This window comes from Streptomyces sp. NPDC006879 (assembly GCF_042869595.1).
GTDB lineage: Bacteria > Actinomycetota > Actinomycetes > Streptomycetales > Streptomycetaceae > Streptomyces.
Window position 1 is genome coordinate 1 of record NZ_JBIAGC010000069.1, and the last position, 13,832, is coordinate 13,832.

Genomic DNA, 13,832 nt, shown 5'->3' on the forward strand with positions numbered 1-13,832 from the left:
CCTGAAGATCTTGAAATCACGCCCGGCTTGTACCGGTTCATGGCGATTGATATTAGCGGGCAATCCGGGGCGAGCCGGGCAGTCGAAGCAAGATCCTCATCGGTCTTCTAGGGCGCGTTGCGAAGGTAGCGCCGTCCGCCCGGAGGGCGGGCCCCGCGGCGTCTGGTGCGGGCGCAGTCGTGGGGCGGGCTGGTGACCGCTGGCATTCCCCACGACTCATCGGTGTGAAACCCGCCCCCGCTGGTGTCGCCGCCTTCCGGGGACGGTGCCGGTTCAGGCCGGGTTCTGGGTGGCCAGCGCCACGGAGAGTTCGGCCGCCACGCCCTGGAGGATCGGTACGATCCGCTCGGTGGCCGCCTCGGTGACGCGTCCCGCGGGCCCGGAGATGGAGATGGCGGCGGCGGTAGGGGAGTTGGGCACCGGGACGGCCAGGCAGCGAACGCCTATCTCCTGCTCGTTGTCGTCCACCGCGTAGCCGTGTGCCCGCACGTGCTCCAGTGCGTCGAGGAAGCCTTCGGGGGTGGTGATGGTCTTCTCCGTCGCCGCCGGCATTCCGGTACGTGCCAGCAGTGCGCGCACCTCCTCGGCCGGGGCGTGGGCCAGTAGCGCCTTGCCCACGCCGGTGGAGTGCGGCAGCACCCGCCGGCCCACCTCGGTGAACATTCGCATGGAGTGTTTGGAGGGGGCCTGGGCGACGTAGACGATCTCGTCCCCGTCGAGCAGGGCCATGTTCGCCGTCTCGCCGGTCTCCTCGACCAGCCGGGCGAGGTACGGGCGCGCCCAGGTGCCCAGCAGTCTGGAGGCGGATTCGCCCAGGCGGATGAGGCGGGGGCCCAGGGAGTAGCGCCGGTTGGTCTGCTGCCGCACGTAACCGCAGGCGACCAGGGTTCTCATCAGGCGGTGGATGGTGGGCAGCGGCAGTCCGCTCGCGGCGGAAAGCTCGCTGAGGCCGACTTCGCCCCCGGCGTCGGCCATCCGCTCAAGCAGATCGAAGGCGCGCTCCAGGGACTGGACGCCACCGCTGGCCGCGGGGGTCTTGGCGGAGGCGTCGGTGGTGCTGGCGCTGGACGTCGGCACGGCGCGGTCCTTTCGGTGCTGGCAGGCAAGGAAGCAGCCTACCCGGCGGTCGGCACCGGCCCTAGCGTCGGACGGTGGCCGTAGGCGCCGGTCAGAGGTGGTTTGTCCGGGTGGTGGAGGGCTCGGCGAGCGATCCTGGAAGTCCACCGCGGCAAGAGCTCCGTTCTGTAGAGTGGAATTCTAATTCCATTTTGTGGAAACCTCCAAGTGGGTGAGAGGGGCCTCGGCAGTCCGTCCGGGGACTCTTGACGGGTCTGGGACCAGCCGGGAACACTCCCTCAACAGAACGTTGAATTTCGCTCCGTGGAAGAACCGAACAGGAGGTCCCGGGTGCCCGAGGTGCAACTGGTACTGCGCTCGACCCGCGTCATCACCCCCGAGGGGACTCGCGCCGCCTCGGTCGCCGTGACCGACGGGAAGATCGTCGCCGTACTGCCGTACCAGGCCGCGGTGCCACAAGGCGCCCGCCTGGAAGACCTCGGGGACGATGTCCTGCTCCCCGGTCTGGTCGACACCCACGTCCATGTGAACGACCCGGGCCGCACCGCCTGGGAAGGCTTTTGGACCGCCACCCGAGCCGCTGCCGCCGGAGGAGTCACCACCCTCCTGGACATGCCGCTCAACTCCCTGCCGCCCACCACGACGGTGGACCACCTCGCCACCAAGCGGGACGTGGCTCGCGCCAAGGCCCACATCGACGTCGGATTCTGGGGCGGGGCGCTGCCCTCCAACGTCAAGGACCTGAGTCCCCTGCACGAGGCCGGGGTCTTCGGCTTCAAGTGCTTCCTGTCGCCCTCCGGGGTCGAGGAGTTCCCGGAGCTGAACCAGGAGCAGCTCGCCCAGTCACTCGCCGAGATCGCCGGCTTCGGGGGGCTGCTCATCGTCCACGCCGAAGACCCCCACCACCTGCAGTCCGCGCCCCAGAACCCGGGCCCGAGCTACGCAGACTTCCTCGCTTCCCGACCCCGGGACGCCGAGAACACGGCGATCGAGAACCTCATCAGCCAGGCGCGGCGCCTGAACGCCCGGGTCCACGTGCTTCACCTGTCCTCCAGCGACGCCCTCCCGCTGATCGCCGCCGCGAAACGAGAGGGCGTGCAGATCACCGTCGAGTCCTGCCCGCACTTCTTGACCCTCACCGCTGAGGAAGTGCCTGACGGGGCCACTGAGTTCAAGTGCTGCCCGCCCATCCGCGAGGCTTCGAACCAGGACGCGCTCTGGGCAGGGCTGGCCGACGGCACCATCGACTGCATCGTCTCGGACCACTCGCCGTGCACCGAGGACCTCAAGAACTTCGAAACCGGCGACTTCGCCACCGCCTGGGGCGGCATCTCCTCCCTCCAGCTCGGCCTGCCCGCCATCTGGACCGAAGCGCGGCGGCGCGGGAAGTCCCTGGAGGACGTGGTGCGCTGGATGGCGGCGGCCCCCGCCCGGCTCGCCGGACTCGCCCACAAGGGGGCCATCGAAGCAGGGCGCGATGCCGACTTCGCGGTCCTCGCTCCCGACGAGACCTTCACCGTGGATCCCGCCGTGCTCCATCACCGCAACCAGATCACCGCCTACGCGGGTCGGACCCTGTACGGAGTGGTGAAGTCCACCTGGCTGCGCGGTAGGCGCATCTGCGACCGCGGCACCCTCACCGAGCCCACCGGCCGACTCCTCGAAAGGCAGAACTGACTGTGACGGCGCAGCGCACAACCCCCCTGGCCTCCTTCACCGGAAACGCGAGCCCCTACCCCGGTGGCGACCCCTACGCCGACTACCGCACCGCGCAGTTCCCCTTCACCCGGTACGCGAACCTGGCCGACCGGCAGCTCGGGGCGGGAGTGATCGCAGCCAATGACGAGTTCTTCGCCCAGCGCGAGAACCTGCTGGTGCCCGAGGCCGCGCACTTCGACCCCGAACACTTCGGCCACAAGGGCAAGGTCATGGACGGCTGGGAGACCCGCCGGCGCCGCGGCGTCGACGCCGAGCACCCCTGGCCGACCGCGGAGGACCATGACTGGGCCCTCGTGCGGCTCGGAGCTCCGGGAGTGATCCGAGGCATCGTCGTGGACACCGCGCACTTCCGTGGGAACATGCCGCAGGCCGTCTCCATCGAGGCGGTCTGCGTAGAGGGCGCCCCCGCGCCCGAGGAACTCCTCGGCGGGGACGTCAAGTGGACGACGATCGTCCCGCGGACCGCCGTCGGCGGGCACGCCGCCAACGGTTTCGAGGTCACCGTCGAGCAGCGTTTCACCCACCTGCGGGTCAACCAGCACCCCGACGGTGGCATCGCCCGCCTGCGGGTGTACGGCGAGGTGCTTCCCGATCCCCGTTGGCTGACAGCCCTGGGCTCCTTCGACGTGGTGGCGCTGGAGAACGGCGGCGCGGTCCAGGACGCCTCGAACCGCTTCTACTCCCCGCCGACCAACACCATCAACCCGGGACGGTCGCGCAAGATGGACGACGGGTGGGAGACCGCACGCCGTCGTGACCAGGGCAACGACTGGATCCGCTACCAACTCGTCGCCGAGTCTGAAATTCGTGCAGTGGAGATCGACACGGCGTACCTCAAGGGGAACTCCGCGGGCTGGGCCAGCCTGTCCGCCAAGACCGGTGAGGACGGGACGTGGCAGGAGTTCCTGCCCCGCACGCGCCTGCAGCCTGATACCAACCACCGCTTCGTGCTGGCGACCGCGGTGGTCGGCACCCACGTACGGATCGACATCTACCCCGACGGCGGCTTCTCCCGGCTGCGCCTGTACGGCTCGCTGACCGAGCGGGGCGCGGACGCGCTCACTGCCCGTCACCAGGAGCTCGGCGGCTGATCCGATGGTTCCCGGGCAGGCCCGGGAACCATTCGTCGCGTCCCTTCGACGATGGTGGCCGCATCGCTGCCGAGCCGTCCTGGCACGGGCGCTGCCGGAGTCTCCCGTCGGCGTGGTGGCCGGCGCAATTCGGAGCACCGCCCGAGCGCGGCGCCGCCACGAGGTGATCCACTGCGGCGAGTCTGGGCGGAGGGAGGGACGCGACCAGACGAGAAGGAGCACAGCCGTGGCCAAGTTGACCCTCACCACCTTCCTCACCCTCGACGGCGTGATGCAGGGGCCGGGTGGCCCCGCGGAGGATCCCAGCGGCGGGTTCGAATACGGCGGCTGGGTGGTCCCGTTCGCCGACGAAGGCATGAGCCGGTTCATGATCGAGGTGCTCGACCGGGCGGGGGCCTTCCTCCTCGGCCGTCGCACGTACGAGATCTTCGCCGGCTACTGGCCCAAGGTCACCGACCCGGCCGACCCGATCGCCTCCCGCCTCAACGGACTGCCCAAGTACGTCGCCTCCACCACGCTCGACCCCAGGACTGTGAGCTGGGAGGGCACGAGGGTCATCCACAGCGAAGTACCGGCCGAGGTGGCGCGTCTCAAGGAGACATTGCCCGAGGGCGAGTTGCAGATCCACGGCAGTGGCGCCCTCGCCCATTCACTGATGGCCCGCGATCTGATCGACGAGTACCACCTGCTGGTCTTTCCGGTCGTCCTGGGTACCGGGCGACGGCTCTTCACCGAAGGCGCGCTACCCACCTCCTTCAGCCGGATCAGCTCGCGCACCACCGAGAGCGGCATCGCCATCCACACGCTGCGACCGACCGGTCGTCCGGCGTTCGGAAGTTTCTGAGCGCTGCCCGCCAGGACCCCGCGGTCCGGTGTGGGCGCCTCGGGCCGGCAGCCCGGTCGAGATGCCCGCCGCGGGCCCTCGACGGGCGCCCCTTTCGCCGCTGCCCCGGTCCGTGCGGATGCCGGGAGCGCCCCCGACATCCGCACGGGGCACCGTCGCCTTCCGGCCAGTTCGGACTCCGGTGGGCGCTCGGTGACCTGGCCGTCACGCTGTGCGTCGTACGCTTGAACGCACCCTAGCGAGAGGGGGAGCGACCATGCCGGTGCATGACCTCACCACGTACGCCGCGGATTTCAACGAGAACCCGTATCCGCACTACGCCAGACTTCTGCAGACGGGCCCGGTGCACCGCGTCCGGCTGGCTCTCGGGCACGAGGTCTGGTTGGTCGTCGGCCATGAGGAAGCCCGGCAGGCGTTGATGGATCCGTTGCTCTCCAAGAACTGGCGGCTCTCGCCGCACTATCAGGACGCTCCTTTCACCGCGTTCAACACCAACATGCTGGAGTCCGACCCGCCCCGCCACACTCGGCTGCGCCGGCTGGTGGCCAGGGAGTTCACCGCCCGCCGGGTCGAGGCGCTGCGTCCTCGGGTCCAGCAGATCACCGACCACCTGTTGGAGAAGATGACCGCGGCCGGTGCCCGCCGCGCCGACCTGGTGGGGTCCTTCGCCTTCCCGCTGCCGATGACGGTCATCTGCGAGCTCCTCGGCGTTCCCGACCTCGATCGTGACGCCTTTCGTCGCTGGTCCAACGAACTGGTGGCGCCCACCAGTTCGCAGGCGGAGGCAGAGGCCACCGCGGCGATGCTCAGCTACCTGGAGGATCTCATCGCGGCCAAGGAAGGCACGCCGGGCGAAGACCTGCTGAGCGCCCTGATCCGCACCCGGGACGAGGACGGGGACCGGCTCGGCCCCCAGGAGCTCGTCGGCATGGCCTTCCTCCTCCTGGTCGCCGGTCACGAGACCACCGTGAACCTGATCGCCAACGGGGTACGGGCCCTCCTGGACCACCCGGAGCAGCTGGCCGCCCTGCGGGCCGATCCGGAAGGGTTGATCGACGGCGCGGTGGAGGAGATGCTGCGCTACGACGGTCCGGTGGAGAGCGCCACCTTCCGGCTGGCCGTTGAGGACATGTACATCGGTGACGCCCCGGTGCGGGCCGGCGAGTCCGTGATGATCTCGCTTGCCGCCGGTGATCACGACCCGGACCGCTTTGCCGCGCCGGATTCCTTCGACATCCACCGGGTGCCCCAGCCCCACCTCGCCTTCGGCCACGGCATCCACTACTGCCTGGGGGCGCCGCTCGCCCGGATGGAGGGCCGTATCGCCGTCAGCAGCCTCTTGCGGTGCTGCCCCGAACTGAGGGCCGATCCGGAAGCCGGGCCCTACGAGTGGATCCCGGGAACGTTGATCCGGGGCGTGCGCGCACTACCGGTGTGCTGGTAGGCCGGCCAGGTCGGGCGCGGGCCTCAGCAGGGGACCTCTGCGAGCGCAACCGGGCGGCGGCTGCGCCTGGAGAGCTCGCACGCCTCCGCCACCCGCAGCGCGTGCAGGGCCTCGCGCCCGTCGCACGGATTTGGCCCTTCGCCGCGGATCAGCCGGACGAAGGCGTCGAGCTCCGCCTCGTACGCCGGCGCGAATCGTTCGAGGAAGCCGGTCCACGGCTTGCCGACCGGGACGGCCCCTCGTTCGGTAGAGGTGATCGGCGTCCGGTCGTCGAGGCCGGCGGACACCTGGTCGTGCTCGCCAGCGAGCTCCATCCGCGCGTCGTAGCCCGCTCCGATGCAGCGGCTCCCGGTCGCGGTGACGAGGGTTTTGTCGTCCAGGACCAGCACCGCGGCGGCCGTGTCGATGTCGCCGGCGGCGCGGAAGGCGGGCGGCCCGGCGTCCGAACCGGTGGCGTACACCTCGCTCACCTCGTGGCCGGTGACCCAGCGCACCATGTCGAAGTCGTGCACCAGACAGTCGCGGTACAGCCCGCCCGAGGTCGGCAGATACGCCGCGGGTGGCGGCGCCGGGTCGGCCGTCATGGTGCGCACCGTGTGCAGCCGGCCGAGGGCGCCGCTGCGGACGAGTTCCCGGGCCACGCGGTAGCCCGCGTCGAAACGGCGCATGAATCCCACCTGGAGCACGCCACCGAGCGCCTCCACCTCGCGCAGCACCGCGAGCGTTCCGTCGAGGTCCGCGGCGATCGGCTTCTCGCAGAAGACCGGCAGCCCCATGCGTACGGCCCGGCCGATGAGCTCGGCGTGGCCGGTCGTCGTACAGCTGATCACGACCGCGTCCACGCCCCAAGTGAAGATCGCGTCCACGGAGGGTGCCGCGGTCGCCCCGAGCCGGTCCGCGAGGGCGGAGGCCCGAGCGGGCTCCGCGTCGGCCAGCAGCAGGGCCCCTGCCTCACGGTGGCGGTTCAGGGCCGCCGCATGGAACGAGCCAATGCGGCCGGTTCCGATCAGTCCGATGCGCATGAACCAAAACTGACCCCGCCCGCGACTGCTGTCAATCCTCGGTCATACTTGGGCGGCTGGGTCCGGTTTGACCATATCCGATACGTCCCGGCCGGAAGCGGGACTTCAGGGAAGGGCACACCAGACGTGGCACTTGGGTGGACAGGGGCGCGAGTCGTCGGCGCCGTACTGGCGGCGGCGCTCGCCGCGTCCCTCGCGGGATGCAGCAGTACGGGCGGCAAGCGGGCCGAGGAGCGGGCGGAGCGGGAGGCTCAGGCGGGCCGTGCGACCGTGTCCACTCCTCGTTGGACCTTCGCGATGGTCACCCACGCGGGCGATGGCGACACGTTCTGGGACATCGTCCAAAAGGGCGCCAAGGAGGCTGCGGCCAAGGACAACATCAACTTCGTGTACTCCCACGACGACCAGGCTCAGCAGCAGGCCCAGTACGTCCAGAACGCCATCGACCAGAAGGTCGACGGCCTGATCGTCAGTCTCGCCAAGCCCGAGGCGATGAAGGACGTGGTGACCAAGGCCGTCAAGGCCGGCATCCCGGTGATCACCGTGAACTCCGGATCCGCGCAGTCCAAGCGGTTCGGAGCCCTCACCCACATCGGCCAGGACGAGGCCATCGCCGGTGAGGCGGTGGGCACCGAGCTGAACGCACGCGGTCGCAAGAAGGCCGTCTGCGTCCTGCACGAACAGGGCAACGTCGGGCACGAGCAGCGCTGCGCGGGAGCCAAGAAGACCTTCGCCGGCACCATGGAGAACCTCTACGTCGAGGGCACCAACATGCCGGCCGTGCAGTCCGCGATCCAAGCCAAGCTCCAGGCGGACCGGTCCGTGGATGCCGTCGTGACCCTCGGCGCCCCCTTCGCCCCCACTGCGGTCAAGGCCAAGGAGCAAGTCGGCAGCAAGGCCGAGGTGGACACCTTCGACCTCAACGCGGCCGTCGCCCGGGACCTCCAGAGCGGCGCCCTCGGCTTCGCCGTCGACCAGCAGCCCTATCTCCAGGGATACGAGGCCGTCGACCTCCTGTGGCTGTACCGCTACAACGCCGATGTACTCGGTGGCGGCGGCCCGGTGCTGACCGGCCCGCAGATCGTCACCGGCGGACAGGCACAGGAGCTCCTGCGCTACGCCGAACGGGGGACGCGATGAGCGCGACCGCCCCGGCACCGGCCCCCGCTCCGGGGAAGTCCGCCGACGAGCGGCTCGTCCGGGTGTCGACCGTCAAGCGACTGCTCGGCCGCCCCGAACTGGGTGCGGTCGTCGGCGCGGCGGCCGTCTTCGTCTTCTTCTCCTTCGCCGCCGACAGCTTCTTGCAAGCCAGCAGCCTCAGCACGATCCTGTACTCCGCCTCCACCATCGGGATCATGGCGGTGCCGGTGGCGTTGCTCATGATCGGTGGCGAGTTCGACCTCTCAGCGGGCGTGATGGTGACCAGCGCTGCGTTGGTCTCCTCGATGTTCAGCTACCAGATGACGGCGAACGTCTGGGTGGGCGTCGGCGTCTCCCTGCTCGTCACACTCGCCTTCGGGTTCTTCAACGGGTTCATGCTCACCCGTACCAAGCTCCCCAGCTTCATCATCACCCTGGGCACCTTCCTGATGCTGACGGGACTGAACCTCGGCTTCACCAAGCTGATCAGCGGTACCGTCTCCACCAAGCCGATCGGCGACATGGAGGGCTTCTCCTCCGCCCGTGCCCTCTTCGCGTCCCAGTGGACCATCGGTGACATCACCCTCAAGGTCACCGTCGTGTGGTGGTTCGGCCTCGTCGCACTCGCCACCTGGATCCTGCTGCGCACCCGCGCCGGAAACTGGATCTACGCCGTAGGCGGCGGCGCGGACGCGGCCCGGGCGGTCGGGGTCCCGGTCCGGCGCACCAAGATCGGGCTCTACCTGGGCGTCGCCCTGTGCGCCTGGATCTCCGGACAGCACCTGCTCTTCTCCTACGACGTGGTGCAGTCCGGGGAGGGCGTCGGCAATGAGCTGATCTACATCATCGCGGCCGTCATCGGCGGCTGTCTGATCACCGGCGGGTACGGCTCCGCGGTCGGCTCCGCAGTAGGTGCCTTCATCTTCGGCATGACCAGCAACGGCATCGTGTACGCGCAGTGGAACCCGGACTGGTTCAAGTTCTTCCTCGGCGCCATGCTCCTGCTGGCAACCCTGCTCAACGCTTGGGTGCGCAAGCGTGCGGAGGAGAGCGCATGAGTGAGCATCCACTGATCGAACTCACCGAGGTCAGCAAGTTCTATGGCCACATCCGCGCCCTGGAAGGCGTGAGCCTCCAGGTCCGCTCCGGGTCCGTGACCTGTGTGCTCGGGGACAACGGTGCGGGCAAGTCGACCCTGATCAAGATCATTTCGGGGTTGCACGAACACGACGCGGGCACGTATGAGATCGAGGGCGAGTCGACCCGTCTCGCCTCGCCCCGAGAGGCCCTGGACCGGGGTATCGCGACCGTCTACCAGGACCTGGCCGTCGTGCCCCTGATGCCCGTGTGGCGCAACTTCTTCCTCGGCTCCGAGCCGGTTCTGGGCTCCGGCCCGTTCAAACGCCTCGATGTCCGCACGATGCGGCGGGTCACCCACAGCGCACTGCTGAACATGGGGATCGACCTGCGCGACGTCGACCAGCCCATCGGAACCCTCTCGGGCGGCGAACGCCAGTGCGTGGCCATCGCGCGGGCCGTCCACTTCGGGGCCAGGGTGCTCGTCCTGGACGAGCCGACCGCCGCACTCGGCGTCAAACAGTCCGGCATGGTCCTCAAGTACGTCGCCGCGGCACGGGACGCCGGTCTCGGTGTGGTGCTGATCACCCACAATCCGCACCACGCCTACCTGGTCGGCGACCGCTTCGTCCTGCTCAAACGGGGGACGATGGCCGGCAACCACACCCGCGACTCCATCACCCTCGACGAGCTGACCCGGCAGATGGCCGGCGGCTCCGAGCTGGAGGAACTCAGCCACGAGCTCGCGTCGCGGGCGGGCGGCGATTCCCCGATCGGCGCCGCTTCGGAGCCCGTACCGGACGTCACGCCACCGGCATCGCAGGAGGGCCCGCCCGACGGCCGGTGAGGTGTCCGGATGGCAGAATCAAAGGTGCCGGGCGCCCCGCCCGGCGCGCGTACCCACCGCGAGCGACGAGGGACGACAGGACTCGATGGGCACCTACCGGGACTTCACGCTCGCCCACCGAGGCTCGGCGCGAGGCACCGTCCTGCGGACCGTCGGCAGCCGTGAACGACGGTCCCACCTGACCGCGCCGCGCGTGCCCACGGTCGGTATCGATATCGGCGGGACCAAGGTGATGGCCGGCGTCGTCGACGCCGACGGGGTGATCCTGGAGAAGCTCCGCACGGAAACCCCCGACAAGTCCAAGAGTCCGAAGGTCGTCGAGGACACCATCGCCGAGCTGGTCCTGGACCTGTCCGACCGGCATGACGTGCACGCCGTGGGCATCGGGGCGGCGGGCTGGGTCGACGCGAACCGTTCCCGCGTCCTGTTCGCCCCGCACCTGGCGTGGCGGGACGAGCCCCTGCGCGACGCCCTCCAGGCCCGCCTCGCCGTGCCTGTCATGGTCGACAACGACGCCAACACCGCCGCCTGGGCCGAATGGCGCTTCGGCGCCGGACGGGGCGAGGACCACCTGGTCATGATCACTCTGGGCACCGGTATCGGCGGCGCCATCTTGGAGGACGGGCAGGTCAAGCGCGGCAAGTACGGAGTCGCCGGCGAATTCGGCCACATGCAGGTGGTGCCCGGTGGGCATCGGTGCCCGTGCGGCAACCGCGGCTGCTGGGAGCAGTACAGCTCCGGCAACGCACTGGTCCGCGAGGCCCGCGAACTGGCCGCCGCCGACTCCCCGGTGGCGTACGGCATCATCGACCGGGTCGGCGGGCAGATCGCCGAGATCACCGGTCCGCTGATCACCGAGCTCGCCCGTGAGGGCGACGCGATGTGCGTCGAACTGCTGGAGGACATCGGCCGTTGGCTCGGTGTCGGCATCGCCAACCTCGCCGCAGCGCTCGACCCCTCCTGTTTCGTGATCGGTGGCGGAGTCAGTGCCGCTGACGACCTGCTCATCGGCCCGGCGCGAGAGGCATTCCGTCGTCATCTGACCGGCCGTGGGTACCGTCCCGAGGCGCGCATCGCCAAGGCCCAGCTCGGTCCGGAAGCCGGTATGGTCGGCGCCGCCGACCTCGCGCGGTTGGTGGCTCGCCGCTTCCGCCGGGCCAACCGGCGTCGCGTCGAGCGCTACGAGCGCTACGCCCAGTTCGGCCGGGGCCTGCGCGAGGGCCGGAGCGCCGGGTGGGGCGGCAGCCGTGCCCTCGACGACAAGGAACCGCAGTGACGCCGACCCTGCCCCGCCAGGCGCAGCCCATCAACGAGGAACACCTCCACCAGCCGGCGCAGGCGCGCCGTAGGGTGGTCCGTCGCCGCTGGCTGACGGCGGTGATCATCGTGCTGCTGATCGGAGTCCCGGCCGGGTATCTGGCTGTCTCCGCCGAACAGAGCCGCGCCAGCGGGCGTGACAAGGCCCGCAAGGCCGCGGCGGACGGGCTGACCGAAGGGTGGCCTTCCAGGGTGCAGCGCAGCATCTACGAGGTTTCCGTTCCGCGTTGGTCCTCGAACGTGGCGTACTACGAAACCAACAACTGGCGCACCAGCCGCCTCTACGTGAGTTTCGAGACCATCCCAAGCGAACTCGACTGGTTCCTCCAGAAGATCGGGACCAGCCGGGCGGCGCTGAAGCCGGGGGAGGTGAGCATCGGCACCCGTGACCAGGACGTCGCTGACTGGACGTTCGGGCCGGAACGCACCTGGGTCGGCATCACGTTGGACAAGCCCGAGCGCCGCCCTACCCAGCACATCACGGTCGACACCACCGACCCGCAGCGCCCGCGGGTGTTCGTCGTGTCCACGGCCACACCGTAACCACCGTACGCCGTAACCCGCGAGAGGGATGGGGAGCCATGGAGTTCACCAAACTGCGCCACGCCTGCGTCCGCCTGGAGAAGGACGGGCAGAGCATGGTCATCGACCCCGGAGTCTTCAGCGAGCAGGACGCCGCGGTGGGAGCCGACGCCATCCTCGTCACCCACGAACACGCGGACCACTTCGACGAACAGCGACTGCGGGCGGCGCTGGAGGCCGACCCCGCAGTGGAACTGTGGACCCTGGCGAGCGTCGCCGACAAGATGGCGGCTGCCTTCCCGGGGCGGGTGCACCGGGTCGGCGACGGCGACACGTTCACGGCCGCCGGTTTCGAGGTCCAGGTCCAGGGTGAACTACATGCGGTGATCCACCCGGACATCCCGCGAGTCACCAACGTGGGCTACCTGGTGGATGGTTCGCTCTTCCATCCGGGCGACGCCCTCACGGTGCCCGCCCAGCCCGTGGAGACGCTCCTGCTGCCCGTGCACGCACCGTGGAACAAGATCGCGGAGGTGATCGACTATCTGCGCGAGGTCAAGCCCCGCCGCGCCGTGGACATCCACGACGTCTACCTGTCCGATCCCGCGCTGCCCATCTACGAGAGCCTGCTCGGCGCGCTGGGCGGTTGTGATCGCACGCGGTTCGCGCCGGGCGAGGCGACCCCGCTCTGACCGTCAGACCCGAACGGTAGGTTAGCCACATGCGCATCGCCACCTGGAACGTCAACTCGATCACCGCTCGGCTGCCCCGGCTGCTGGCCTGGTTGGAGAGCAGCGGCACGGACGTGCTCTGCATCCAGGAGACCAAGTGCTCCGCCGAGCAGTTCCCGTACGCGCCACTGCGTGAGCTCGGTTACGAGTGCGAGGTCAACGCCACCGGCAGGTGGAACGGCGTGGCACTGCTCTCACGGGTGGGTTTCGAGGACGTGCGCCCTGGCCTACCCGGCGGCCCGGAGTACGAGGGCGTCCAGGAGCCCCGCGCGATCTCGGCGACCTGCGGCGGCGTGCGACTGTGGTCGGTGTACGTGCCCAACGGCCGCGAGGTCTCCCACGAGCACTATGCGTACAAGCTGGACTGGTTCCGGGCGCTGACCACAGCGGTCACCGAAGACGCCGCGGGGGAGAGGCCGTTCGCGGTCCTCGGTGATTACAACGTCGCTCCGCAGGACGAGGACGTCTGGGACCTGGCCGCCTTCGAGGGGGCCACCCATGTCAGTGCGCCCGAGCGGGCGGCGCTGGAGGACCTGCGGGCCACCGGCCTACGGGATGTGGTTCCCCGCCCGTTGAAGTACGACCGGCCCTACACCTACTGGGACTACCGGATGCTCGCCTTCCCCAAGAACAAGGGCATGCGCATCGACCTGGTCTACGGCAACGCAGCGTTTGCGCAGGCGGTCAAGGACGCCTACGTGGACCGTGAGGAACGCAAGGGCAAGGGAGCATCCGACCATGCTCCGGTGGTTGTCGACCTGGTGTTGTGACCACAAGGGCACCGAAGCGTTCGCGACACCCGCGGTGGCGGCGCCGCATCGTGTTCGAGGAGCGCGCGGAGGCGGGAGCCTGCCATGGACGCACCTTCTCCCGGACAGAGGAAGCACAAGCTTTCGGGCGCCGCGGCCTAGACGAGTCATTCCGATGTGATCAGTGGTCGTAGGCGATCAGGGATCGCATGACCGGTTGTTTGGTCTTGTGGTTGTGCCAGATCGCCGCGG

Annotated in this window: 13 protein-coding genes; 11 read left to right on the top strand and 2 right to left on the bottom strand. The window is 69.4% G+C overall.

Annotated features, from left to right (window positions below; translation table 11 throughout):
* Positions 1-273: 273 nt before the first annotated feature.
* Entirely contained in the window at positions 274-1,077 is an 804-nt protein-coding gene (locus ACFYMC_RS28580) for an IclR family transcriptional regulator (protein WP_388530688.1), read from the bottom strand.
* 330 nt (positions 1,078-1,407) lie between these two features.
* Here ACFYMC_RS28580 and allB point away from each other — a divergent pair, with 330 nt between their 5' ends.
* The 4 genes from allB to ACFYMC_RS28600 all read left to right on the top strand — a co-directional run bounded on the left by allB (position 1,408) and on the right by ACFYMC_RS28600 (position 6,175).
* On the top strand, positions 1,408-2,754 hold the full coding sequence (gene allB / locus ACFYMC_RS28585; RefSeq protein ID WP_388530691.1) for an allantoinase AllB: 1,347 nt from the start codon (positions 1,408-1,410) through the stop codon (positions 2,752-2,754).
* A gap of 2 nt (positions 2,755-2,756) precedes the next feature.
* A complete protein-coding gene (gene alc / locus ACFYMC_RS28590) occupies positions 2,757-3,887 on the top strand; it encodes an allantoicase (RefSeq protein ID WP_388530693.1) in 1,131 nt (376 codons plus the stop codon).
* A 226-nt stretch (positions 3,888-4,113) separates the two neighbouring features.
* A complete protein-coding gene (locus tag ACFYMC_RS28595; RefSeq protein ID WP_388530696.1) occupies positions 4,114-4,731 on the top strand; it encodes a dihydrofolate reductase family protein in 618 nt (205 codons plus the stop codon).
* 256 nt (positions 4,732-4,987) lie between these two features.
* Positions 4,988-6,175 carry a cytochrome P450 gene (locus ACFYMC_RS28600; protein ID WP_388530699.1) on the top strand — a complete coding sequence of 396 codons (1,188 nt, stop codon included), beginning with the start codon at positions 4,988-4,990 and terminating at the stop codon, positions 6,173-6,175.
* Between the two features lie 23 nt (positions 6,176-6,198).
* Here the strand turns inward: ACFYMC_RS28600 and ACFYMC_RS28605 are convergent, their stop codons facing one another.
* A complete protein-coding gene (locus tag ACFYMC_RS28605; protein ID WP_388530701.1) occupies positions 6,199-7,197 on the bottom strand; it encodes a Gfo/Idh/MocA family oxidoreductase in 999 nt (332 codons plus the stop codon).
* 126 nt (positions 7,198-7,323) lie between these two features.
* On the opposite strand from ACFYMC_RS28605, the gene ACFYMC_RS28610 reads away from it, so the two are divergent.
* The 7 genes from ACFYMC_RS28610 (at position 7,324) to ACFYMC_RS28640 (ending at position 13,601) form a co-directional block, all read left to right on the top strand.
* Positions 7,324-8,337 (top strand): sugar ABC transporter substrate-binding protein, encoded by a 1,014-nt coding sequence (locus ACFYMC_RS28610; RefSeq protein WP_388530703.1) that lies wholly within the window; start codon positions 7,324-7,326, stop codon positions 8,335-8,337.
* Positions 8,334-9,395 (top strand): ABC transporter permease, encoded by a 1,062-nt coding sequence (locus ACFYMC_RS28615; RefSeq protein ID WP_388530706.1) that lies wholly within the window; start codon positions 8,334-8,336, stop codon positions 9,393-9,395. The genes ACFYMC_RS28610 and ACFYMC_RS28615 overlap by 4 nt, the downstream gene beginning before the upstream one ends.
* The gene (locus ACFYMC_RS28620; protein WP_388530708.1) at positions 9,392-10,261 is read left to right on the top strand and encodes an ATP-binding cassette domain-containing protein; all 870 of its coding nucleotides are present in this window, start codon (positions 9,392-9,394) and stop codon (positions 10,259-10,261) included. Before ACFYMC_RS28615 ends, ACFYMC_RS28620 begins: the two co-directional genes overlap by 4 nt.
* Before the next feature lie 85 nt (positions 10,262-10,346).
* Positions 10,347-11,537, top strand: coding sequence for an ROK family glucokinase (locus tag ACFYMC_RS28625; protein WP_388530710.1), 1,191 nt, complete (start codon positions 10,347-10,349; stop codon positions 11,535-11,537).
* Positions 11,534-12,121, top strand: coding sequence for a hypothetical protein (locus tag ACFYMC_RS28630; RefSeq protein WP_388530712.1), 588 nt, complete (start codon positions 11,534-11,536; stop codon positions 12,119-12,121). Before ACFYMC_RS28625 ends, ACFYMC_RS28630 begins: the two co-directional genes overlap by 4 nt.
* 38 nt (positions 12,122-12,159) lie before the next feature.
* Complete coding sequence (locus tag ACFYMC_RS28635) at positions 12,160-12,792, top strand: MBL fold metallo-hydrolase (protein ID WP_388530715.1); 633 nt, start codon at positions 12,160-12,162, stop codon at positions 12,790-12,792.
* A gap of 29 nt (positions 12,793-12,821) precedes the next feature.
* Positions 12,822-13,601 (top strand): exodeoxyribonuclease III, encoded by a 780-nt coding sequence (locus ACFYMC_RS28640; RefSeq protein WP_388530718.1) that lies wholly within the window; start codon positions 12,822-12,824, stop codon positions 13,599-13,601.
* Positions 13,602-13,832: the final 231 nt, after the last annotated feature.

What these genes read in the sequence shown, in the direction of transcription:
- ACFYMC_RS28600 (WP_388530699.1), top strand. Translation starts at nt 4,988, where the DNA reads ATGCCGGTGCATGACCTCACCACGTACGCCGCGGATTTCAACGAGAAC.
- ACFYMC_RS28605 (WP_388530701.1), bottom strand. Translation starts at nt 7,197, where the DNA reads ATGCGCATCGGACTGATCGGAACCGGCCGCATTGGCTCGTTCCATGCG.
- ACFYMC_RS28615 (WP_388530706.1), top strand. Translation starts at nt 8,334, where the DNA reads ATGAGCGCGACCGCCCCGGCACCGGCCCCCGCTCCGGGGAAGTCCGCC.
- ACFYMC_RS28620 (WP_388530708.1), top strand. Translation starts at nt 9,392, where the DNA reads ATGAGTGAGCATCCACTGATCGAACTCACCGAGGTCAGCAAGTTCTAT.
- ACFYMC_RS28625 (WP_388530710.1), top strand. Translation starts at nt 10,347, where the DNA reads ATGGGCACCTACCGGGACTTCACGCTCGCCCACCGAGGCTCGGCGCGA.
- ACFYMC_RS28635 (WP_388530715.1), top strand. Translation starts at nt 12,160, where the DNA reads ATGGAGTTCACCAAACTGCGCCACGCCTGCGTCCGCCTGGAGAAGGAC.
- ACFYMC_RS28640 (WP_388530718.1), top strand. Translation starts at nt 12,822, where the DNA reads ATGCGCATCGCCACCTGGAACGTCAACTCGATCACCGCTCGGCTGCCC.